The sequence below is a fragment of the Gorillibacterium massiliense genome (assembly GCF_000455485.1).
GTDB lineage: Bacteria > Bacillota > Bacilli > Paenibacillales > NBRC-103111 > Gorillibacterium > Gorillibacterium massiliense.
The window spans coordinates 25480-48894 of record NZ_CBQR020000176.1 but is presented as its reverse complement, the minus strand read 5'-3'; the positions used below and the strand labels follow the sequence as shown (position 1 = coordinate 48894).

Below are 23415 nucleotides of genomic sequence, written 5' to 3'. Positions count from 1 at the left end.
ACCGAGTTAATCTTTGTCGTTTGCGCCATGTTTCAGCGGCGACTTGATTAATATATCACAGGTGGCAAAGGGTTTGCAACCTGTATTTTTTTCCAGCTGCTCATGATCTTTGTTTCAATCCGAAGCAGCAAGTGATACTGTACCACAGCCGCCACTTCGTTGGCAACAGTAATTTCTATTCCGCCCAAACTGGAGCCACCATCGTAACAAAAAAGCGCAGCCCTGAAGACCATAAACATGATCTTCAAAGACTGCGCACTCGGTTCAACTAATAATTACTCTTGACGATCCCGCATCAGCGGGAACAGCAGCACATCGCGGATCGAAGGTGAATTGGTCAGCAGCATGACCAGACGGTCAACACCGATTCCGAGTCCCCCTGTAGGCGGCATGCCGTATTCCAAAGCACGAACAAAGTCATCATCCATTTCATGAGCTTCATCGTTGCCCATTTCCCGTTCTTTCAGCTGAGCTTCGAACCGCTCCCGTTGATCGATGGGATCGTTCAGCTCAGTAAAGGCATTAGCATGCTCGCGAGCAACGATAAACAGCTCGAAACGGTCCGTAAAGCGTGGATCGTCGGCATTTTTCTTGGCAAGAGGAGAAATCGCCACTGGATGGCCGGTGATGAAAGTCGGCTCAATCAGCGTTTCCTCAACGAAGGCTTCGAAAAACTGGTTGACGATATGGCCAAAGCCCATGCCCGGTTCTACCGGAACATGATGTTCTTTTGCAAGACGAATGGCTTCTTCATCCGACATTTGGACGCTGAAATCAATGCCTTTTACTTCCTTGATGGCATCCACCATGGAAACCCTGCGCCATGGTTTGCCCAAGTCGATTTCGGTTCCTTGGTAGTTGATAACGGCAGAGCCCAATACGTCCTTGGCGATATGGACGACCAGATTCTCCGTCAACTGCATGATGTCTTTGTAATCGGCATAGGCCTCATACAGCTCGATCATCGTAAATTCCGGATTATGGCGCGTCGAAACGCCTTCGTTCCGATATACCCGTCCGATTTCATATACTTTTTCCAGCCCGCCGACAATAAGCCGCTTCAAATGCAGCTCGATGGCGATCCGCATGTAAAGCTGCATGTCGAGAGTGTTGTGTTTGGTGATAAAAGGCCTTGCCGCAGCGCCGCCGGCAATGGCGTGAAGGGTCGGGGTTTCCACCTCGAGATAGCCTGCGTTATCCAGATAACGGCGCATGGATTGAATGATCCGCGAACGCAAAATAAAAGTCGTCTTCACGTCTTCGCTCATGATCAAATCCACGTAGCGTTGGCGATAGCGCATCTCGATATCTTTAAGTCCATGGAATTTATCCGGAAGCGGGTACAGCGATTTCGTCAATACCACGACCGAATTGGCTTTGACTGTGGTTTCGCCGGTTTTCGTCTTGAAGACGGTACCCTCGACGCCGATGATGTCGCCGATGTCCAAGAGATCGAAGGCTGCATATTCGTTCTCCGGCACGGAGTCCTTGCGGACGTAAATTTGAATTTTACCGCTAAGGTCCTGGATATGGGCAAAAGACGCCTTCCCCATGCTCCGTTTCTGCATGATGCGGCCGGCGATGTTTACCGGAATAGCCGCTTCCTCCAGCTCGTCATGGGTCTTGTCGCCATAGGTGCTCAAGATCTCCTTTGCACTAGCGTTCCGATCAAATTTACGGCCAAAAGGATCGATTCCGAGAGCCCTCAGCTCGTCCAGTTTGTTGCGGCGAATCACCAGCAGCTCGTTTAATTCCAATTCCTCACTCATGACGCTGTCCCCCATTTATACATATCTGCATTTCCTTCACCTATCTGACCAGGATAAACGAATGATGCCATTCTTTTAGAACGAGCGACGTTTAGCTTAGTCGAACAAGGCTTTTTATAGTGCCAAGCTTATTATTTCCTATAAAGTAAAGGGAAAAAGCTTCCCACGGAAGCTTTTTCACAAAACCAGATGGAAAGTCGTTGATCCGTTTATCTTCTTACTTCTTAATATCGATAATTTGGTATTGAATAATACCTGCTGGAACGCTGACTTCCACGTTAGAGCCTTTTGTCTTGCCCAGAATCGCCTTGCCTACCGGGCTTTCATTCGAGATCTTGTTTTGAAACGGATCGGATTCAGCTGTGCCTACGATATTATATTCAACGAAATCCCCGAACTCAAGGTCCTTTAACGTGACGATGGACCCTACGCTCACCGTATTGATGTCGACTTCATCATTGTTGATGATGCGGGCATTCCGCAGCATTTTCTCCAGGGTGATGATGCGGCCTTCAATAAAGGCTTGCTCGTTCTTAGCATCTTCATATTCGGAGTTTTCGCTGATATCCCCGTAACCGATTGCAATTTTGATGCGCTCTGCTACTTCGCGCCGCTTCACGGATTTGAGGTTCTCCAGCTCTTCCTCCAGTTTCTTTAACCCTTCTGGGGTTAGGATAACTTCTTTCTCACTCATTCCTTCAAGTCTCCCGTCGTGTAATTTAACGAAATGCGCCGCAGACGGTTGACGACGCCAGCGGCTTACCCTTTACTCTATGAAAAGCGGCCGTACTTGATGACTTGCGGCCAGCAGCCTTCGGCTTCCGTACTCCAAAGGATGGTCGATTTATCGTTCCGGTTTGAAGGCTAATCAGACAAATCCGTGCTGTACAAGCAGCACGGCTCTGTTTATTGCCTGATTATATTGCAAGGTTAATGAATTGTCAATCATCTGGAAATCCAAGGAAAAGGTTGCAGACACTGGTCTTTTATTGTACGGAGCAAGCCTCATCGGAAGGGTAATCCGCCAATTCGGCATCACGGTCAGACAGGCTGTCCGGCATGTCATCTGAGTTGAGTTTTATGACGAACTCTTCCAAGGTATCAACCAGCAAATCACGGCTGGTCATCTCCATGATCACGTCTTTCACCCGTGCCGCCCCCGGCAGCCCCTTCAAGTACCAAGCTAAATGCTTGCGCATTTCCTTGACCGCAACCAGTTCTCCCTTCAAGGAGATCAATCGGTCCATATGCAAAATCGCGATACGGATCTTTTCTTCCGGTGCCGGCTCGGCAGGCAGGACGCCTTTGGTCAAATACTCTACCGTCCTGTACAGCATCCACGGGTTGCCCAGGGCACCCCGGCCGATCATGACGCCATCCACCCCGGTCGTGTCCAGCATTCGTTTGGCATCCTCGGGAGTAAACACGTCGCCATTGCCGATAACCGGAATGGACACGCTCTGTTTGACTTCTTTAATGATATCCCAGTTAGCTGTTCCGCTATACATTTGCACGCGGGTGCGCCCGTGAACGGAAACAGCTGCGCCTCCGCCATTTTCTACCGCTTTGGCGTTGCGCAGTGCATAGATATGGTCATCATCCCAACCAATGCGCATCTTTACCGTAACCGGTTTGGATACGGCGGCAACAACGGTAGAGACCATCTCTTCGATTTTGTCCGGAACCAGGAGCCAGCGGGCTCCAGCGTCGGATTTCGTGATTTTGGGGACAGGACAGCCCATGTTGATATCGATGATATCGGCGTTTGTCTCCTGATCGACCACTTTGGCCGCTTCGACCAACGATTCCGTGTCCCCTCCGAATATTTGCAGGCTGAGGGGTTTTTCCCGCTCATCCACATATAACATCTCCATCGTCCGCTTGTTGCCGTGTACGATGGCTTTATCGCTAACCATTTCCGCACAGACCAAGCCTGTGCCGAACTCCTTCGCAATCAGCCGGAAGGCGGGATTGCAGACGCCGGCCATAGGTGCAAGAACCACGTTGTTCGGGGCGACTACGTTTCCGATTTTTAGCACTCCATTCTCCTTTCCTGACGGGAAGAAAGCAAGATCTCCTCTTCTCCGACATGCAAGACTTCAGCGATCCGCCGAATAAGCGCGGCATCAGGCTTGCGAGCGGCTCTTTCCACCGCACCAATCACCGATACCGATACGCCCATTTTGTCAGCTAGATCCGTCTGGGTCAAGCCCTTCAGTTTGCGAAACGCCCGAACCCGGTGTGAAATGCCTATGCGATCCATATGCGCACACCGTCCTTTCCCTCCAAATGTTTCAAACGCTCCGCAAGCGAATCGATTCCCGGCACGGCATCATCTGCCACGATTTCCGCCAGAGGGATGAGCACAAACGCCCGCTCGCCCATACGAGGATGAGGGACTGTCAATTGGGGAGTCCCCTTGATCTCTTTTCCGTACAAAATCAAGTCCAAATCAAGGGTGCGCGGACCAAAGCGAATCTCCCGAACTCGACCTAGAACCTGTTCCGTTTCCAGCATAAATGCAAGAAGCTCTTCGGCTGTAAGATCCGTTTTAACAGCCACGGCCATATTCAAAAACGGCCCCTGGTCCGTGTAGCCGACCGGGTCGGTTTCATAAACCGCTGAACGGCGGAGAACCGAAACATTCGGATGTTGATCCAGGAGGCGAATCGCCCGCTCCAAATAATCCATCCGATCACCCAGATTGGAACCGAGGGAAATGCACGCTTCGACCGGACGCCTCCGTTTGATCTCGACCGTAACCCCTGCAAAATAGATGGCAAAAGGAGGATTCGGTTTCGTCACCCGAATGGCGACTTCGCTCAATTCCGGATAGCGCTCAAGTAGCGCATCAGCCAGCTTTTCAGCCAGAGCCTCAATCAGCTTAAAGGGAGGGCCTTCGACAATTCCTTTAATGAGCTCATAGGCTTCCGCGTAATTGATCGTCTCTGCCAGGTCATCGTTCCTGCCTGCGTTTGATAATGGTAAGACAAGTTCAGCATCGACAATGTAACGCTGACCCAATTTATTTTCTTCCGGAAAGACTCCATGATATCCAAAAAAGGCCATGGCCGACATCACGATTTTGTCCATTGTTCCCACTCCTCAATTGCCGCTACGGTAGCGTTTAACCGCATCGGCCATTTGTGCGGCCCGTTTATTTGCCGTTATATCATGAACGCGGACGATGCCGGCTCCTTGCATGATGCCCATCACCGTCGTGGCCAAAGTTCCTTCCACGATATCATCGGCAGGTAAATCGAGAACCCAGCGCAGGGTGCTTTTCCGCGAAGCAGCCAGCAAGACGGGGTAACCGAGTCCGGTGATCCGGTCCAGGTTCGCCATCATCGCCAGGTTCATCTCATGGGTTTTGGCGAAACCGATGCCGGGGTCGAGGATGATCTGCTCCTCCCGGACGCCCGCTTGCCGCGCTAACTCCACGCTTTCCAAAAGATCTCTGACAACATCTTCGAGAAAATCACCGTAATTCATATCCATTCGATTATGCATCAAAATAATCGGGCAACCGTACTCCGCCGCTACGTTCAGCATATCCGGATCCTTTTTACCGCCCCAAATGTCGTTGATAATATGTGCCCCGGCGGAAAGCGCTAGCCGCGCCACCTCCGCTTTATACGTGTCGACAGAGATTGGCTTGCTCAAACCTGCCCGGCTCAAGGCCTCGATCACCGGCAAAATGCGCGCCAGCTCCTCCTCAGCCTCCACTTGTGCATGGCCGGGCCGGGTGGACTCGCCCCCTACATCGATGATATCGGCACCTTCCGCCGCCATGGCAAAGGCCCGCTCGACAGCTGCCTCTACCTGCAAAAACCGGCCGCCATCGGAAAAGGAATCCGGCGTCACGTTTAAAATACCCATGATTTGTGTTCTTGCACTTATATCTAGGCGAAACTCTCCGAATTGCAAGGAGTTCCCTGCCGCATTTTTCATCATGCTCCGAACCTTCCTTTCCTAAACCTGATGCTTTGAGGTCCCGATCCAATACCGGTCTTGCAGACGTTTGGTATAAGATGTGGGGAGCCCGTCGGGACATAGATCCCGAACCGTGCCGTCCAGGTCAAAAAGCCGGGTAACGGGAACGATCTCCTGAATGGAGCTGGTAAAAAACGCCTCGTCCGCCTGCCATAGATTTTCCCATGTATAGTAGCCTTCCCGGCACAGCCATCCTTCATCGGAAACCAGCTTCATTATATAGGCACGGGTGATTCCAGGCAAAATGCCGGTACCCACCGCAGGTGTATGCATGACACCGTCTTTTACAAAGAAAAGATTACTAACGATCCCCTCCGCCAAATACCCGTCGCCATTCAGCAGCATACCCTCCGCCGAAGCGGCGGCAGCCCAAGGGTAGCGGACCAGCTCTCTTTTAGCCAGTATATTATTCATGTAGTGAAAGGATTTCTCCCGTACGGTTCCTTCCGGCGTGTTCCTCCTGAGTTGGAGCAACTGCAACGGACGGCCTCTCGCCGCAGACGGGGGAAGGGGCTTCACATACAAGACGATCTGCGGGGACTCATAAGGCTTTACGGTCAACCCCAGCTCTTCCCGGCCTGCCGAAACGGACAAGCGAAAATAGCCGTCTTCCAGATGGTTTACCTCCAGCAGCCGGAGGACAATGCTGTCGATTTCCTTCTCATCCGGCTCATAGACGATACCGAGCGAACGGCAGCCCTGAAGCAGGCGGTCCAAATGCTCCCTGAGCAAAAAGGCTTTGCCGCCGTAGGACCGGAACGTTTCGAACAATCCGATCCCATAGAGATAGCCGTGATCGTATACCGAAACCACGGCTTGATCCTCCGATACGAAGGCTCCATTTAGATAGATGATCATCGTTAAACTTGCGCCTTTTCCTTAAGCGCCAGGAAATTGCGCAGAATGGTCTTGCCGCTTTCCGTAATGATCGATTCCGGATGGAACTGAACGCCTTCCACTTGATAGGTTTTATGGCGCAAGCCCATGATTTCTCCCTCTTCCGTCCAGGCGCTAATCTCCAGATCGGCGGGCAGCGTTTCTTTTTTAACGATAAGGGAGTGATAGCGGGTCGCCGTAAACGGATTGTCCAATCCGGTGAACAGCGTTTTGCCGTCATGATGGATTGGCGAGGTTTTGCCGTGCATCAGCCGATCCGCCCGTACCACGTCGCCGCCGAAGATTTGGCCGATGGCTTGATGGCCGAGACAGACCCCCAATATCGGAAGCTTCCCTACAAAATGGCCGATGGCCGCGAGACTGATTCCCGCCTCATTGGGAGTGCAAGGCCCTGGAGAGATCAGAAGGTGGTCGGGACGAAGCGCTTCAATCCCTGCCAGATCCACTTCGTCATTGCGGCGGACGATAACCTCGGCACCCAATTCTCCTAAGTATTGCACCAGATTGTATGTGAATGAATCATAGTTGTCGATAACCAAAATCATGTGAGCCGCCCCTTTCTCTTACATTCCATTTACGGCGTTTCCGAGTTGCATTCGGTACCGTCATCGATCTCGCTTTCGCTCCACTGGACTGCCTGCCATACAGCTTTGGCTTTACTGATGGACTCCCGGTACTCCCGTTCCGGCACGGAATCGATAACGATTCCCGCCCCTGCCTGGAGGTGGCCGTTCCCGCCGGCAACAGCCAGTGTGCGTATGACTATATTTAATTCCATATTGCCGTTATAGTCAATCCAACCCATCGAGCCCGTATAGGGGCCGCGGCGGACAGGCTCCAGTTCCTCGATGATTTCCATGGTGCGGACTTTCGGCGCCCCCGTTATCGTCCCGCCCGGAAAAACCGCCGCTATGACGTCAAAGGCATCTTTTCCCGCCGCAAGCGTTCCACTCACCTCGGATACGAGGTGCATGACGTGGGAATACCGCTCGATGGCCATGAGCTCGTCCACTTTGACGGTGCCATATTCGCAAATTTTCCCCAAATCGTTTCGTTCCAGGTCAACCAGCATGATATGCTCGGCCCGTTCTTTTTCGCTTTCGGCCAATTCTGTGGCGAGCCTCCCGTCATCCTCCGGCGTTAACCCGCGGCGGCGAGTTCCGGCAATAGGCCGGGTGCGCAGCCGCGCCCCTTCCTTCTGTACCAAAAGCTCCGGCGAAGCACTGACCAGTTGATAATCCGGAAAGCGGAGCATTCCCATATAGGGAGACGGATTAACAACCCGTAACCATTCATAGACGGCTTCAGGGGAAGAGTGCAATTGGAAGGTTTGACGGACGGACAAATTCACTTGGAAGACGTCGCCCGCGCGGATGTAATCTTGGATGCGGCGAACAGCCGAAACGAAGCCCGGTTCATCGAATGCGCGTTTGACTCGGGATAAGGGTAAAGATTCGCCTGGAGGCTCGCCGGAACGCACTGCTTTTTGCCGGCTGCGGTATCGCGCCATAGCGGATGGCTCGCGACCCGCGGCTATGATCTCATCCCATAAACGCTTCATTTCATCGGCAGCCGCCCTGGATTCCGCAAATAAGTGAGAAAGTTGAGCTTCATCTGTAGTCGATGCGGAGGAAGCTCCCGGGTTCTCCGAGGCGCTACGGGGGACCGATTGATGAACGGCGCAAAAGAGGCGACTTTCCCGGTGATCGATGATCCACAGCCGTTCGATGCGCATGAATGCATAATCGGGAAAACCGGCAAAGTCCCCATCCTCCGCCGCCAGCATCGGCAACCGTTCCAAGGAACGAACCAGATCGTAACCGAAAAATCCGGCGCAGCCCCCTAGCCATTTGGGCAGCCCGTCCACTTGCGGTGAGCGGTACGGCGCCATCCACTCCCGTACCACGTCGAGAGGCTTCCCTTCCCGTTTTAGACGCATTCCTTTTTCCCGAATGACCGCATGATTGCCTTTGCCTTGTATGACGGAAGCGGGAGAGAAGCCGAAAAACGTATATCGGCCGTCCTTGCCACTTTCCCAAACGAAAGCCTCGTCATTCCCGGCGATCCTCCACAAGCCAGACCATTCCGTCGGAAGTGTTTCGCCTTCCTTCAGATCATAACCTTGCACGTAAGGGAGCATCGTCCAACCTGCACAGGCCCATTCCACCCATTCTCCCCAACTCGTCAACTGCAACGTTGTCACCAACCATTTCCTTTTGTATGAAAAAGACCTCCCGAGGGGCTTGAGTCGTACCCGGGAAAGTCACTCGTGATGATTTTCCCGGGTAATCCAAAAGCCCCAAAGGAGGTCAATCGCATCCATACGGATTAGTTTTCGAAATTGTAGAGCGGGGTGCTCAGGTAACGTTCGCCATTACTCGGGATAATCGCTACGACACGTTTGCCTTTGCCCAGTTCCTTTGCAACCTTCAGCGCGGCGAAGATCGCGGCGCCGGAAGAGATACCGCCCAAAATGCCTTCTTCCTTGGCAACACGGCGGGAAGTTTCAAAAGCGTCATCATTTTCAACCTGGATGATTTCATCATAGATGGAGGTGTTGAGAATGTCCGGCACAAAACCTGCGCCGATACCTTGGATCTTGTGAGGTCCCGGTTTGCCGCCAGAGAGAACAGGAGATGCAGCCGGCTCAACGGCATAGATTTTAATGTTCGGGAAGTTTTCTTTCAAAACGGTGCCTGCACCGGTAATGGTGCCGCCAGTGCCGATGCCGGCAATAAAGGCGTCCAGTTTGCCGTCGTGGGATTTGATCGCTTCCACGATTTCCGGACCGGTGGTTTCCCGGTGAACTTTAACGTTAGCAGGATTTTTAAATTGCTGCGGGATGAAGTATCCCGGATTTTCCGCTTGAATTTCTTCTGCACGTTTGATTGCGCCTTTCATGCCTTCTGCTCCGGGAGTCAAAACCAGCTCCGCACCGTAAGCGCGAAGCAGATTGCGCCGTTCCAAGCTCATCGTTTCCGGCATAACCAGAATGGCCTTGTAGCCCTTAGCTGCTGCCACCATGGCAAGCCCGATACCCGTGTTTCCGCTGGTCGGCTCGATAATCGTATCTCCCGGTTTCAGCTTGCCTTCTTGCTCAGCCACTTCGATCATGCTGATGGCAATACGGTCTTTGACGCTGGCGCCAGGGTTTTGGTATTCAAGTTTCAAATAGATTTCCGCGCTGTCTTCCGGAACAACCCGATTCAAACGGACAAGGGGCGTATCGCCAATCAATTCCGTTACGCTTTGCACTAACTTCGCCATATTAAACATCCTCCTCTATATTTCCGAGTAATCCAGTAGGTATTTATAATATTAGCAACCAAAGCGAACCTTGTCAACTGAATTATTGGCTTGGAGAGGGAGTGGTATTCGTTTCGGGGGCTAGAATCCGGGCATTGTATTTTATTCGCAAGGAATCGATATATTCGTTGATTGGCGTTGCTTTTTGCAAGGCCAGTTGCTGGCGCACCTTCTCCCGCAGCTCTTGCTGGGAGCCCTTGTTTACGGTCTTGCGGTCCGACAAGCGAATCACCGCGTAGCCTGCATCGATTTTCAGCGGCTTGCTGATCTCACCGATTTCCATAGTTTGAGCCGCCTTCATAATCGGCATGGGGACAAATGGATCATTCTCGTCTACCCAGCCGAGATCGCCGCCGTCATTGGCCGTGTTTACGTCGAGCGACCGTTCCTTCGCAAGAACGGAAAAATCTCCGCCTTGCTGGGCTAGCTCGTAGGTCCGGTCCGCCTGTTCCAGCGTTTCGTTGATAATTTGCTGCAGCCGGAGCTGCACCGTATCGCCGAACTCCTCGGGGTGTGCGGTGAAGTAATCATCAATTTCCGCATCGCTAACAACAATATCTGCCGTAACCAACTTTTCCGAAAGCAGCTTGTAAAAGACATCCTCCCGCAGTTCGTCCCGGCTCATCCCCACCTGTTCCAACATGGCGCTGTAAAATTCGTCCTCGCTATTATAGCCTTCCATCATGGTGGTGAGTTCTTTGTTGATCTCGTCATCGCCGACTTGTATGCTGCGGGCTGCCGCTTCCAATTCCAGAGCCTTCCGATCCAGCATTTGATTCAACTGCTGCTGGCTGTATTTTTGATAAACCTTATCCTGCAGAGCACCGGCATTTATCTCTTTATCGCCGATAACAGCCACGACGGCCGCTCTTTCATCCTCCACTGCTGGAGGGAGAACCCGATCTGCCCGGAGATTAGCCATACGTGCCAGCACCAGACATATCGCGACAAGCAGAACGATCGTACCCCATAACAGTTTGACGTTTCTCATTTCCATCCCCCGGTCGGACGCTTCATGCCCCATCCCATAACATGATGCCGCCTTATCCCTTACATTTTGTCTAGTAGACCCTTTATTTCCTGTTCCGAAAAATGATACGCCTCATTGCAGAAGTGGCATACGATTTCCGTTTGCCCGTCTTCTTCCAAAATCGCGTTCAGTTCGTCTTTCCCCAGACTGATCAGCGTTTGTTCCACTCTTTCTTGGGAGCAGCGGCATTTGAAGACCAGATCCATCGTCTCCAGGACCTGAACCCCCTCCACAACTGACGAAAGAATTTCTTCCAAAGTTGCACCTTGATCAAGCAGCGTAGTAACCGGCTTGAGGGACGCCAGCTTGCGTTCCATCTCTTCAATTTCTTCCTCATCCAGACCAGGCAAGAGCTGCAAAATAAAGCCGCCGGAGGCTTTGATTTTGTAGTCCACATCCACCAGCACCCCGAGGGCAACGGCAGATGGAGTTTGTTCTGACTTAGCAAAATAATACGTAAAATCGTCGGCAATTTCCCCGGAAACGATAGGGGTACTGCCTTGGTAAGGCTCCTTCAATCCCAAATCCTTCGTCACATAAAGAAACCCTTCGCCAACAGCCGCAGATACGTCCAGCTTGCCATTAGGCTTAAGCGGAAGGTCGACAACTGGATTTTCCACATAACCCCGCACTTCACCGTTTGCATTGGCGTCGACGACGATTTGGCCAACAGGGCCATCTCCCTTGATTTGCAGCGTCAGGCGCTCGTCGCCTTTCAGCATCGCCCCCATCATGGCGCCCGCCGTTACGGTACGGCCTAAAGCCGCAATCGCGACGGGAGAAGCTTGATGTCTTCTTTGCAGTTCATTGACAATGCCCGTTGTCAGCGCGGCAAAAGCCCGGACTTTTCCGCCAAGTGCGGTGGCCCGGATCAAATGGTCGTTCATGATCCACCTCTATATTCTAAGTTGTGTATTTGTTTTCCAAATAACCTTTACATATTCCGTTCGTATATAATTCGCAAGCCTTCCAACGTCAATAACGGGTTCACTTCTTCGATGGTTCGGGATTCGGGAGCGATCATTTCCGCCATCCCGCCTGTTGCTACAACCCGGGGATTCGTCTTAAACTCCTCGCGAATGCGGGTTACGATGCCGTCCACCTGCCCGGCGAAGCCGAAAACAATGCCGGCTTGCATCGATGCGACGGAATTGCGTCCGATAACGCTCTTCGGCTTCGCCAGCTCGATGCGGGGCAACTTGGCTGCCCGCTGATACAACGCCTCGGCCGATATTCCGATACCCGGGGCAATAGCTCCGCCGATATATTGAGCCCGTTCGTCAATATAATCGAAGGTCGTCGCCGTTCCAAAGTCGACAATGATGAGCGGCGCCCCGTACAATTCGATGCCCGCCACTGCATTGACAATCCGGTCCGCTCCCACTTCCCGCGGGTTCTCATAACGGATATTCAAACCGGTGCGAATGCCCGGCCCGATGACCATGGGCGTGCGCTTCACGTATTTGCTGATTAAACTTTCCAAAACGTTCATGAGCGGCGGAACAACGGAGGAAACGATGACTCCCTCCACCTGATCGATCCGGATTCCCGCATGCTGAAACAGGTTGAACACCGTCATGCCATATTCATCGACGGTGGCGGAACGATTGGTGCTGAGCCGCCAGTGATGCAGCAGCTGCTTCCCCTCGTAAATGCCCAATACGATGTTGGTGTTGCCAACATCCACAACCAGAATCATTCCGGCCGCCCCTTTCGATCATTCAGGTCGAGGCTGATATCGAGTGCATGAACAGAATAGGTGAGCCGGCCGACAGAAATGACATCGATGCCGGTTTCGGCAATGGTCCGGACAGTTTCCAGTGAAACGTTGCCTGAAGCTTCCGTTGTGATGTGGGGCGCCTTGGCACGGATGCGTTGTACCGCTTCCTTCATGGAGGCAGGGGGCATGTTGTCCAGCATGATGATATCGGCGCCGGCTTCCAAGGCTTCCTCCAGTTGGACGAAGCTTTCCACTTCCACTTCGATCTTCATGGTGTGAGGAATTTGCTCCCGCGCTGCTTGCACCGCTGGGGTGATGCCGCCGGCGCCTTTGATGTGATTGTCCTTGATCATAACGGCGTCATAGAGGCCGAACCGGTGGTTGTGGCCACCGCCGACCCGCACCGCATATTTCTCCAGCATGCGGTGGCCCGGCGTTGTCTTCCGGGTGTCGACCAGCCGAACCGGCAGCCCTTCCAAGGCATCGACAAACGCGCGGGTGCGCGTAGCGATGCCGGATAGCCGCTGCATCAGGTTGAGGGCGAGTCGCTCACCCAGCAGGATGCTGCGTGTGCTGCCGGTGACTTCGGCTAGAACCTGACCCTTGGCAACAAGGCTGCCTTCGGCGGCCTTGGCTGCAAACGTCAGGTCCGGGTCGACCACGCGGAAGACGGCTTCCGCCACCGGTAGTCCAGCCAGGACGCCATCTTCCTTCACGTGGATAATGCCGACGGATCGGTTTTCTGCGGGAATCGTGGACATCGTCGTCACGTCGCCCGATCCGATATCCTCATCCAGCCAATCACGGATTAGCTCCGCCAGCTTCTTTTTATTTATTTCCATTATTCCCGTTCCTCTAGTCGCATTCGTCTCGGAGGAAGAAAAAAGTGTCCGCTCATCCTTCAAGGTCTATCGCCTCCTCCGATCTGCCATGTACCCGGTTGAATACGATATGCTTCCGCCAAACCTGATCGTCTCTCTCCGGAAAATCCTCCCGATAATGACCGCCCCGGCTTTCCTCCCGGGCAAGGGCCGCCTCGCCGCTAATCAGCGAAACCGTCAGCATGTTGGCAAATTCAAATTCCTCGCGGCTGATAAGCTGGGCATCGAGAATGGAAAGCTGCCGCTTCATATCCTCCAGCCCTTTTTCCAAACCGGCTGCCGTCCGCTTCAAGCCTACACAGCGCAGCATCACCTTTTGCAGCTTCAATCTGCGTTCGATGACAGGAGACATCAGCGGTTCCTTACCATGCTTGGATGCACCGCTCCAATCGCTGCTCGCCGCCGCTTCTTCCTCGGATAGCGGGGGAATGGGCAAATCGGAGATGGAAGGCAGTTGGCGGATTTGACTCACGATTCTCCGGCCGAAAACGATCGCTTCCGACAGCGAGTTGCTCGCTAAGCGATTGGCTCCATGCACACCGGTAGAAGATACTTCGCCGCAGGCAAAAAGCCGGGCAACGGAAGTCTCTCCGTTCAAATCGGTTTTTACCCCACCCATCATATAATGGGCAGCCGGCGCCACAGGAATCCAGTCGGTGGTCATATCAAGACCGTACTCGAGACACGTGTCGTAAATCATCGGAAACCGGCTCTTAACCATTTCCGGATCTTCATGGGTTATATCTATATAGACAAACGTATTTTTCGTTCGTTCCATTTCACTTACAATAGCCCTCGCAACAATGTCCCGCGGCGCTAATTCCAACTGCGGATGATACTGCTCCATGAACCGTTCCCCGTTGCTGTTGCGCAGGATTGCGCCTTCACCCCGAACGGCTTCGGAAATGAGAAACCGCGGCGCTCCCGCATAGCAAAGAGCGGTCGGATGAAACTGGATAAACTCTGCGTCCCGGATATCCGCACCGGCACGATAAGCGATAGCGATTCCGTCCGCCGTGGCGATCTCTGGATTAGTGGTGTAGCGGAACAATTGCCCGGCTCCGCCGGCACATAATATCGTTGCGTCGCCCCTGGCTAAAACCCGGCTGCCGTCCGGCCGCTGCACGATAGCGCCCCGGCATTCGCCGTCTACGGTGACCAGATCGATCACGAAGTGATCGTTCCACAGCTCGATGCGGGGATGCTGCAGCACCTTTTCCGCCAAAGCCCGGACAATTTCCAAACCCGTGGAATCGCCATGGGCATGCAAAATGCGCCGCTGACTGTGCGCCCCTTCCCGGGTAAGCGCCAATTCGCCGTTCTCTTTGTCAAACTGAGCACCCAGTCCGATCAAATCGCGCACGCCATCTGGTCCTTCGTGAACCAGCACATCAACGGCTTCCGTGCTGCATAGCCCGGCTCCCGCAAACAACGTGTCCTGCAGATGGGAGTCGAAGGAATCCTCATCGGAGATGACCGCTGCAATTCCCCCCTGGGCGTAGCGGGTGTTGCTTTCAAGCAGCGCCTTTTTCGTGATCATCAGAACATTTTTCGTCTCAGCCAAGCGAATGGCCGTGTACAAACCGGCGACGCCGGAGCCGATGATGATGACATCTGCTTCATGAACGGGAAGCGATGCCGGGTCCGTATCTGTCAAATAACGAGGAATCAATGCCTTCACCTGTTTCTATAATATATAAAATAGAAAATAAACACGAAGTTTACGCCCCAAATGACGCAAAGCAGCGCATGCTACTTCACTTGCAGCATGCGCTCTAACGATTGAATGGCTTTTGCGGCAACCGATTCCGGAACGTGGATCTGCGGGGATAACGTCTCCAGGCAGCGGGCCACTTTTTTAAGGTTATTCACCTTCATGTTGGGGCAAACCAGGTACTTCGAAGCAAAATGGAATTCTTTATCCGGGCTATCCACTCGCAATTGGTAGCCGACTCCATCTTCGGTTCCGACAATGAATTCCTTATGGTCCGACTCCCGACAATATTTGAGAATGGCCGTTGTGCTGCCTACGAAATCCCCCAGCTTCACGACTTCAGGTCGGCATTCGGGATGAACTACGAATTTAGCGTTCGGATATTGCGCCTTCATTTCCATGACGTCGCGGACAGACAGCATGTCATGGGTGTTGCAATACCCTTCCCAGATGATCATCTTCTTGTTTGTGAATTTTGAAACATAATCGCCCAAATTTTTATCGGGCACCCATATCACTTCGTCCGATTCCACCGAGTTAACCACATTGACAGCGTTGGCCGATGTACAGCAAATGTCGGTTTCCGCTTTGACGTCAGCCGAAGTGTTGATGTAAGCGACAACGGTGGCGCCTGGATGCTGCCGTTTCAATGCGCGCAGGCCTTCTACATTGACCATGTCCGCCATTGGGCAGCCCGCACGTTCATCCGGAATGACAACCGTCTTGCCAGGAGCCAATATTTTCGCGCTTTCCCCCATGAAATGAACGCCGCAGAACACGATGACATCCGCATCCGTTGTGGCTGCCTTTTGCGCAAGAAGAAAAGAATCTCCACGAAAATCAGCGATTTCCTGAATTTCGTCCCTCTGGTAGTAATGAGCCAAGATGATGGCGTTACGCTCTTTTTTCAGCCGCAAAATCCGCTCTTTCAGTTCCCGGTTCTGTTCGGCCTTACGCTCAAGCGCTTGATCTCCCATGATGAATACCACCCTTACGCTATAAGATTACACCTAATTTACATAAAGTTCATCTAGGTGTCAATCAAAACGAGACCCAATTGCATATTTCCTGGCGAAATGCAAAAAGAAAAAGCGCAGCGCTTAGTTATGCGCTACGCCTTCAAGAAATTCGAGAATACGAATGTTCACTTCTTTCACGCTGTCCGTCGGCATATGAGGACGGTGGCCGCAATCAGGCACGATCCATCGATTAGCCTGCGGGCATCGTATTTGTATCGCAAGCAGTCTTTCTTCGGAAGCAAAAGGATCATGTTCACCCGCGATGCAAAACATCGGCATCGTCAGCCGGAGCCAGCCCTTTTCCGATAAATGAGGGTAGAGGCGCCAATCCCGCGTGCTCTGCCTCATATGATGCTGCCAATCTCCGCCGTGCGCTTCGGCATGCAGCCTTTTTATGCGCTCGATGAATGCGGTTTGGCCATCTCGCAGCAACGCTTCCGGCTCGTAGTCATCGGCACCGACCGGATCGGCGACGCCGCCGCATCCGATGGTCACGATGCTGCGCACCCGCTCGGGATATTTCGCCGCCAGATGAAGGGCTACTCCCCCGCCAAGACTGTATCCGATGAGATGCGCCTTTTCGATCCCCAGTGCCTGGAGGAAACCCGCCATATCCTCTGCGATAGATGGCGTATCCCAATCCAAACAGGCGCTTTTCGTACGGCCATGTCCCCGGAAATCGGGAAGCAGGCAGCGGTATGTATGAAAAAAAGGCTGGATTTGCCCGCCAAACGCAACGATTCCCCGACTGTAGCCGCTATGTAAAAACAGAATCGGTTCGCCGATTCCAATATCCTCGTAAAAGACCGAGCAGTCCCCTACTTGTTGATAAGGCATCCCTACCAACCCCTTGCTTCATCCACGCTAAACAGATGCTTCCGCAAGCCGTGGTAGTAATTGCCCTTATCCGCCGTAAAACGGAGAATGCAATAATCCGGATCGGTGGGACCGAGGGGATAGTACTTTTCATCTCCTTCATTCCAAAAGGATGCCTTGATTTCATCATCCGTCAATACCTGCATTCTCCCCGTTAACATCAACCCGTGAAAACCTTCGTGATCGACGAAATAAATGCTAGCTTCCGGACGTTTCTGCCAGTGCCCAGTGCGTATGGCGGAAGTATTCGTGGAAAACCAGAAGGTTTGCAGACCTTCGTTTCTTGCCCTGAACATGGTTTTGGCGTTTGGATATCCATTTTCATCGATAGAACAGGCGATGGCGTCTCGGCTGCCCTCCACTAAAGCCAAGATGTCTTGCTTAACTTGACGGTCCATTCAAATACCCTCCTGACGGAATTCCAAATTGGCGATGATCCGTTTGAGCTTATCTTCAAATTCCGTTACTTCCGCTTTGGAAAAACCCTGATAAAACAAAGCGTTCATCTGCTCCGACACCTTGTCGTAGGCCTCCCGGTACTCTTTCGCTTTGTCCGTGATGGTAATGATGATTTGTCTGCGGTTTTCCGTATCGGGCTTCCTCTTCACCAGTCCCGCCTCTTCCATCCGATCCAGCATGCTGGTCAGCGTGGTTTTCGCCAGGGATGTGAGACGGCCAATCTCGCTGATCGTCAGGCTTTCGTTTTCCCAAAGCACGTACAAAATTCTGCCCTGCGCGCCGTTAAAGGCATCTACATCGCTATCCTTCAACATCTTTTCAAAGGCCCTGCCCTGAAGCTGTTTGATCTGCGAAATCAGGAATCCTCCGTAGGTTTTCGTTGAAGCCACCTCCTTACCATATAGAATAGTTCTATATAGTACTATAGTCAAGAAAAAAATGCCTGCATCGGAAGAGATTCTCTCCAGCCGGCATTTATTTTGATCGGAACGCGGTTAAAAACTTTCCAGAAACTCATCGATATACGAATAAAAGGTCATCTTATCCGATAGATGGACATTGTGATCGGGGTTCGATATTTCGCGGACTTGACTATTCAGCAGCATCGATTGCATACCCAAAAGATTATCGTCCTGTACCGCATCATTCCCTTTTGCCCGAACCAGCAGCACTGGACACTTTATATCCGGCAACAAATGATACCAGCTCTCTTTATGCGCATAATAAGCCGCAATCGCCCGGGTACTGAACATCATCTGGTAGCCCTCCACCGTTTCGATCAAGCTGTTCATGTAAAAATCATAGTCCAACTCGGTTTCCGCCGCCTCTGCGATAAATGACTTTGCTTCGTTCAAGGTTGAAAAGGGCAGCGGCCAATCTTGCGTCAATGGGATACGGTCCGGAATTTGTTCAAAAGGAATGAGGTCCGGTTTTGCCGGCCCATCTGCCGTTATATCCAGGATCGCCGCCGCCTTAACGCGCGCCGGATATAATGCGGCCATATAGCCCGCCGTTTTGCCGCCCATGGAGTGGCCGACCACTACCGCCGAATCGATGTTTAAGCTCATCAACAGCCCGGCTGCATCTTCCGCAAACTCCTCCATGGTATAGTGGGACGCCGGTTTTCCGCTAAACCCATGACCTCTTTGATCCGGTGCAATAACCCGGTAACGGCCGCCGTAATGCTGTATAAATTCATCCCAGGTCTCGGCTCGTCCATGCAGTCCGTGTAAACACAGAATGGCGGGACCATCGGTTTTCGTGTCCATGTAAAACAATTCGGTTTCTTTCAGTTTAATCAAGCTGCGATAGATCTTTACTCTTTCCATGCTCATCACCCATCCTCTCCGACATCATACCGCTCGCTTAACCCATATAGGTAGAGAAAGTATCGGTATAATCATGATTAGGCGTTCGGGAAGCGAAGAGAACTTGAACCAGCACGAAAAAAAGGAAGCCAAAACCGGATATCCGGTCTGGCTTCCTTCTGTTTCAATATAGGTTGTATCAGCTGTGGGGAGTGTCGGAGTTTCCGCCGGTTTCACCCGTGCTTCCGTTATCGGCTTCATTATTGTCGCGTTCAAACCCAAGCTTCAGCTCTTTTTGCTCATCCTGACTTTGGATATTCACCTTCACGTCTTCCACCGTGCCGGGAGCCGCAGTCGGTCTTCCTGCCGGTTCAGATGATTCATCCACCTTGCCGGTTTCGATCAACTGAACGATTTGATCTTTATCCAGCGTTTCCAGACGGAGCAGAGTCGTTGCCACAGTTTCCACTTTGTCTTTATGTTCGGCCAGAATTTCCTTGGCCCGATCATAACAACGGCTGATGATGGCGCGGATTTCCTTGTCGATCTCGTAGGCGATAGCATCGCTGTAGTTCTGCTCGTGGCCGATATCCCGGCCGAGGAACACTTGACCTTGAGCCTGACCGAACTGCATCGGTCCCAGTTTCTCGCTCATGCCATAGTCGACTACCATGCGGCGGGCAATGTCCGTCGCCTTGCGGAAGTCGTCGTACGCCCCGGTGCCAATTTCTCCGATAAAAAGTTCTTCCGACACGCGGCCGCCGAGTAAACCAGTGATTTGATCCAGCAGTTCGCTTTTGGTTACAATCAACGGATCTTCTACGTCCTTCGGCAGCATCATGACATAACCGCCAGCACGCCCTCTGGGAACGATGGTAACCTTGTGGATCATCTGGGCGTTACGTTCATAATAGCCGATAATAGCGTGGCCGGCTTCGTGGAAGGCTACCGTGCGCTTGTCGCGTTCGCTGACAACACGGCTCTTCTTTTGAGTTCCGACGACAACGCGGTCGAAAGCTTCATCCACTTCCGCCATGGAAATGTCCTTGCGGTTACGTCTAGCGGCGATCAACGCCGATTCATTTAACAGGTTTTCCAGATCGGCGCCGGTGAAGCCAGTCGTATAGCGCGCCAGCGTATCCAGCTTGACGTCTTTGTTAAGAGGTTTGTTGCGGGCGTGAACTTTCAGCACCGCTTCCCGGCCTTTAATGTCAGGGCGGTCCACCGTAATTTGACGGTCGAAACGGCCCGGACGAAGCAGAGCGGGATCGAGAATATCCGGACGGTTGGTTGCGGCGACGATGATAATCCCTTCGTTGGCGCCAAAGCCGTCCATTTCAACAAGCAGTTGGTTCAGCGTTTGTTCGCGTTCGTCATGGCCACCGCCAAGACCGGCGCCGCGCTGACGGCCCACTGCGTCGATTTCATCAATGAAAATAATACAAGGCGCGTTCTTCTTCGCATTTTCAAACAAGTCACGGACCCGGGATGCGCCGACACCGACGAACATTTCCACGAAGTCCGAACCGCTGATGCTGAAGAAAGGAACCCCTGCTTCGCCGGCAACCGCCCGGGCCAGCAAGGTTTTACCGGTTCCTGGAGGACCGACCAGCAGCACGCCTTTCGGAATGCGGGCGCCTACCGCCGCAAATTTGCGGGGATCTTTCAGAAACTCAACCACTTCCACCAGTTCTTGCTTCTCTTCGTCGGCTCCGGCCACGTCTTCAAAGGTGACGCGCTTTTTCTCTTCATTATAAAGACGCGCGCGGCTCTTGCCGAAGTTCATCACTTTGCCGCCGCCGCCCTGAGCCTGATTCATCAAGAAGAAGAAGAGGATGAAAATGATCACCATCGGAAAGACGGAAGTGAAGAAGGTTATCCAGACACTTCCCGTATCTGCTTTCTCGTAGATCACATTTACTTTGTTGAGACTGGCCTGATCCAACATGGTGATCAGGGTCGAGTCCAGCGGACCGCGGGTTTTGAAGGTGGCTTTGTTTTCGTATTCACCACGGATCAAATATGTGAGGCCATCCGGCTTAAGGGAAACCTTAATTATCTTTGATTCCGGAGGAGCCGATGCGACCTGGCTCAGTTCCGTGCGAAACTCGCTATAGTCCTTAGGAGTAACCACATTGTTCTGCTTGCTGATGATGCTCACGATTCCGATAATAATCAGAATAATGATGAGATAAAATCCAGTACTGCGGAGGATTCGATTCATCCCCAACCTCCTCTCATGCTTGCTTTATTTTACCACAGCCCATTTCGGCTTCTCAACTGAACTGAAGCTCGTCAGGCGTGATCCATTTTCCCAGCTGTTTAGGAATAAATCTCTTCCTTAAGTATGCCGATGTATGGAAGATTACGATACTTTTCCGCATAATCCAGACCATACCCGACGATGAATTCATCCGGGATCGTAAAGCCCTTATAATCCGGCTCAAGATCGACCGTACGACGGTGAGGCTTATCGAAGAGCGCAACTACTGACACGGAAGACGCGCCACGGCCTTGCAGCAAATCGATCACATAGCTCAGCGTCATGCCGCTATCGATGATATCCTCGACGATGAGCACATCCCGGCCTTCAACCGAGACGTCCAGATCCTTGATAATCCGAACAACCCCGGAAGATCGTGTGGATGCTCCATAACTGGAGACCGCCATAAAATCAAGTTCAAGAGGAACGGTTATGGATTTAACCAAATCCGCCATGAAAACGAACGCCCCTTTGAGGACGCAAATAACAAATAGATTTTTCCCTGCAAAATCTTGGCTTATACGTTCGCCGAGCTCTTTAACCTTCTCTTCAATTTGTTCCTCGCTGTACAAAACTTCCTTGATGTCGTTTTGCAACGGAAGACCTCCTACCCTATCCTATGAAATGATGAAACTAAATAAACTCCGGAAGCGGTACGGTAAAAAGGATTGGTATAACATGAGAATAGCCACCCGAAAGCCTTATTCTGTCAGAACCTCCGGAAAGTGCGCCTCTGCGTAAAAATAGCGCCTCGTCTTCTCCGTCACGACGGAATACGCGGAGCGCCGGTAACCGGGGAGCCAAAGAATGCGACCTTCGGCGTCCGTAAGGACGGGAAGGCGGCTGCGCTGGCGTTGCGGAACTTTCTCCTCAATATATACATCTTTCACCTTTTTAGAGCCGTTTAAACCGGGGATGCGGATACGATCCCCTTCCTGGCGAGTTCTTAAACATAAAGGAAAGCTCAAATCGTCCATATCGAAAACTGCAGACGTTTTGTTGCTTTTCCAATTCTCCGGCAAATCGATTAACCGATCCGACAGGCGAAAGGTGAACCGCACTCCCGTCTCAGAGACGAATAAATCGCCGTCGCCAGCCTCAATCTCATAAGAGCGGGCATCCCGGAAAGCGAGCCGGTGGCGGGCGATGCTGAGACGATCGTATTCTCTGCGAAAAAGTGCCCCACCGCCAACGTCTAGAGTCAGGTTGGGCGGTTGCTGTTCCAGGGCCGCTTTGCGGATCAATTCCGTTTGGACAAAGCCGGAAGCGTCGCCGGAAGCGGATTCCGAAGAAAGATAATTCAATATTAGTTTAATCAACCGCCTTTGTAAAGCGAGATGAAGCCCGGCAAATTCCCTTTGGCTGAAAGTCCATCCGTCTTCGCAGGGCTCTGCGATCCGGGCAAAAAGCTTCTCGGTCTCCGACTGCAGATACCCATCCTCCGCTTCCATCGTCTGAGCCAGCCGTCCTAGGGAATCCGCAAGCCGCGGATTGAACCCGGAAAGATAAGGCAACGCATCAAGACGGATCCGGTTGCGGGTATAGATGCGCTTCTCGTTGCTGCTATCGATGGAATAGGGCAACCCGTGTTCCATGCAGTAGTCGACAAGAGCTTTTTTGTTTATACGCAAGAGAGGTCGGAAAAGTTCCACATTTTCCACCGATCGTTTCATCGGAATGCCAACGAGCCCCGTCGGTCCCGTCCCCCGCAAGAGACGCATCAGTACCGTTTCCGCCTGATCGTCCGCATGATGGGCGAAAGCGATTTTACCAGCCCCGACTCGATGAGCCGTCTCCAGCAAAAACCGGTAACGCAGCTCCCTAGCCGCATCTTGGCCGTTTCGGCCCGTCTCGCGGATATAGGCAGGAAGGTCGAGGGTGATGGTTTCAAAAGGGACCCCGAGAGACGCTACCCACTGAGCCGCCTGCTCCGCTTCTTGCCGGGACTCCTCCGGCCGAAAGCCATGATTGACATGGGCTGCCGTCAGTTCGAGTCTCCAACTGCCAGACAAACGATGAAGAATATGAAGCAGCGCAACCGAATCAGGCCCCCCGGAAAGAGCGACTACCACATGGTCGCCTTTCTGCAGTAAATCTTCTTCGATTAGCATCTTTTCTACTTGACGAACGAGATGATCCTCCAACAACTTAACCTCCCCAAGGGCACATCGATCGTTCCCG

General features: G+C 52.5%; 23 protein-coding genes. All 23 read right to left on the bottom strand.

The annotated features are described in order from the left end of the window. Positions 1-275: 275 nt before the first annotated feature. The gene (gene lysS / locus TJ79_RS25080) at positions 276-1769 is read right to left on the bottom strand and encodes a lysine--tRNA ligase (protein WP_040953077.1); all 1494 of its coding nucleotides are present in this window, start codon (positions 1767-1769) and stop codon (positions 276-278) included. A gap of 217 nt (positions 1770-1986) precedes the next feature. Further along, positions 1987-2463 carry a transcription elongation factor GreA gene (greA, locus tag TJ79_RS25075; RefSeq protein ID WP_040953076.1) on the bottom strand — a complete coding sequence of 159 codons (477 nt, stop codon included), beginning with the start codon at positions 2461-2463 and terminating at the stop codon, positions 1987-1989. A gap of 292 nt (positions 2464-2755) precedes the next feature. After that, positions 2756-3808 (bottom strand): tRNA dihydrouridine synthase DusB, encoded by a 1053-nt coding sequence (gene dusB, locus TJ79_RS25070; RefSeq protein ID WP_052340006.1) that lies wholly within the window; start codon positions 3806-3808, stop codon positions 2756-2758. Next, positions 3802-4032 (bottom strand): helix-turn-helix domain-containing protein, encoded by a 231-nt coding sequence (locus TJ79_RS25065; protein ID WP_040953075.1) that lies wholly within the window; start codon positions 4030-4032, stop codon positions 3802-3804. Before TJ79_RS25065 ends, dusB begins: the two co-directional genes overlap by 7 nt. Next, a complete protein-coding gene (gene folK / locus TJ79_RS28595; protein ID WP_040953074.1) occupies positions 4020-4862 on the bottom strand; it encodes a 2-amino-4-hydroxy-6-hydroxymethyldihydropteridine diphosphokinase in 843 nt (280 codons plus the stop codon). Before folK ends, TJ79_RS25065 begins: the two co-directional genes overlap by 13 nt. Positions 4863-4874: 12 nt before the next feature. Further along, entirely contained in the window at positions 4875-5723 is an 849-nt protein-coding gene (gene folP, locus TJ79_RS25055) for a dihydropteroate synthase (protein ID WP_040953073.1), read from the bottom strand. 18 nt (positions 5724-5741) lie between these two features. Next, complete coding sequence (gene pabC, locus TJ79_RS25050) at positions 5742-6620, bottom strand: aminodeoxychorismate lyase (protein ID WP_040953072.1); 879 nt, start codon at positions 6618-6620, stop codon at positions 5742-5744. A 2-nt stretch (positions 6621-6622) separates the two neighbouring features. Continuing rightward, positions 6623-7204: an aminodeoxychorismate/anthranilate synthase component II gene (gene pabA, locus TJ79_RS25045; RefSeq protein ID WP_040953071.1), complete on the bottom strand. Its 582-nt coding sequence runs from the start codon at positions 7202-7204 to the stop codon at positions 6623-6625. A gap of 29 nt (positions 7205-7233) precedes the next feature. After that, positions 7234-8799, bottom strand: a complete 1566-nt coding sequence (locus tag TJ79_RS25040; RefSeq protein ID WP_155988033.1) for an anthranilate synthase component I family protein — start codon at positions 8797-8799, stop codon at positions 7234-7236. Positions 8800-8987: 188 nt separating this feature from the next. Then, positions 8988-9926 (bottom strand): cysteine synthase A, encoded by a 939-nt coding sequence (cysK, locus tag TJ79_RS25035; RefSeq protein WP_040953070.1) that lies wholly within the window; start codon positions 9924-9926, stop codon positions 8988-8990. An 82-nt stretch (positions 9927-10008) separates the two neighbouring features. Continuing rightward, positions 10009-10956: a peptidylprolyl isomerase gene (locus TJ79_RS25030; protein WP_162162990.1), complete on the bottom strand. Its 948-nt coding sequence runs from the start codon at positions 10954-10956 to the stop codon at positions 10009-10011. A gap of 59 nt (positions 10957-11015) precedes the next feature. Further along, positions 11016-11882: an Hsp33 family molecular chaperone HslO gene (gene hslO / locus TJ79_RS25025; protein ID WP_040953069.1), complete on the bottom strand. Its 867-nt coding sequence runs from the start codon at positions 11880-11882 to the stop codon at positions 11016-11018. A 47-nt stretch (positions 11883-11929) separates the two neighbouring features. Further along, positions 11930-12694, bottom strand: a complete 765-nt coding sequence (locus TJ79_RS25020) for a type III pantothenate kinase (RefSeq protein ID WP_040953068.1) — start codon at positions 12692-12694, stop codon at positions 11930-11932. Continuing rightward, positions 12691-13557 carry a carboxylating nicotinate-nucleotide diphosphorylase gene (gene nadC, locus TJ79_RS25015; protein ID WP_040953087.1) on the bottom strand — a complete coding sequence of 289 codons (867 nt, stop codon included), beginning with the start codon at positions 13555-13557 and terminating at the stop codon, positions 12691-12693. Before nadC ends, TJ79_RS25020 begins: the two co-directional genes overlap by 4 nt. Before the next feature lie 52 nt (positions 13558-13609). Then, positions 13610-15268, bottom strand: a complete 1659-nt coding sequence (gene nadB / locus TJ79_RS25010; RefSeq protein WP_040953067.1) for an L-aspartate oxidase — start codon at positions 15266-15268, stop codon at positions 13610-13612. Between the two features lie 80 nt (positions 15269-15348). Beyond that, positions 15349-16287, bottom strand: coding sequence for a quinolinate synthase NadA (gene nadA / locus TJ79_RS25005; protein ID WP_040953066.1), 939 nt, complete (start codon positions 16285-16287; stop codon positions 15349-15351). 123 nt (positions 16288-16410) lie between these two features. Continuing rightward, the gene (locus tag TJ79_RS25000) at positions 16411-17166 is read right to left on the bottom strand and encodes an alpha/beta fold hydrolase (protein ID WP_081757150.1); all 756 of its coding nucleotides are present in this window, start codon (positions 17164-17166) and stop codon (positions 16411-16413) included. Positions 17167-17168: 2 nt separating this feature from the next. Continuing rightward, positions 17169-17603 carry a pyridoxamine 5'-phosphate oxidase family protein gene (locus TJ79_RS24990; protein ID WP_040953065.1) on the bottom strand — a complete coding sequence of 145 codons (435 nt, stop codon included), beginning with the start codon at positions 17601-17603 and terminating at the stop codon, positions 17169-17171. Further along, the gene (locus tag TJ79_RS24985) at positions 17604-18095 is read right to left on the bottom strand and encodes a MarR family transcriptional regulator (protein WP_238323144.1); all 492 of its coding nucleotides are present in this window, start codon (positions 18093-18095) and stop codon (positions 17604-17606) included. Positions 18096-18158: 63 nt separating this feature from the next. Then, positions 18159-18992, bottom strand: a complete 834-nt coding sequence (locus tag TJ79_RS24980; protein ID WP_040953084.1) for an alpha/beta fold hydrolase — start codon at positions 18990-18992, stop codon at positions 18159-18161. A 178-nt stretch (positions 18993-19170) separates the two neighbouring features. Next, positions 19171-21195 carry an ATP-dependent zinc metalloprotease FtsH gene (ftsH, locus tag TJ79_RS24975; protein ID WP_040953063.1) on the bottom strand — a complete coding sequence of 675 codons (2025 nt, stop codon included), beginning with the start codon at positions 21193-21195 and terminating at the stop codon, positions 19171-19173. 98 nt (positions 21196-21293) lie between these two features. Continuing rightward, entirely contained in the window at positions 21294-21830 is a 537-nt protein-coding gene (hpt, locus tag TJ79_RS24970) for a hypoxanthine phosphoribosyltransferase (RefSeq protein ID WP_040953062.1), read from the bottom strand. 105 nt (positions 21831-21935) lie between these two features. Further along, complete coding sequence (gene tilS, locus TJ79_RS24965) at positions 21936-23378, bottom strand: tRNA lysidine(34) synthetase TilS (protein WP_052340001.1); 1443 nt, start codon at positions 23376-23378, stop codon at positions 21936-21938. Between the last annotated feature and the right edge of the window lie 37 nt (positions 23379-23415).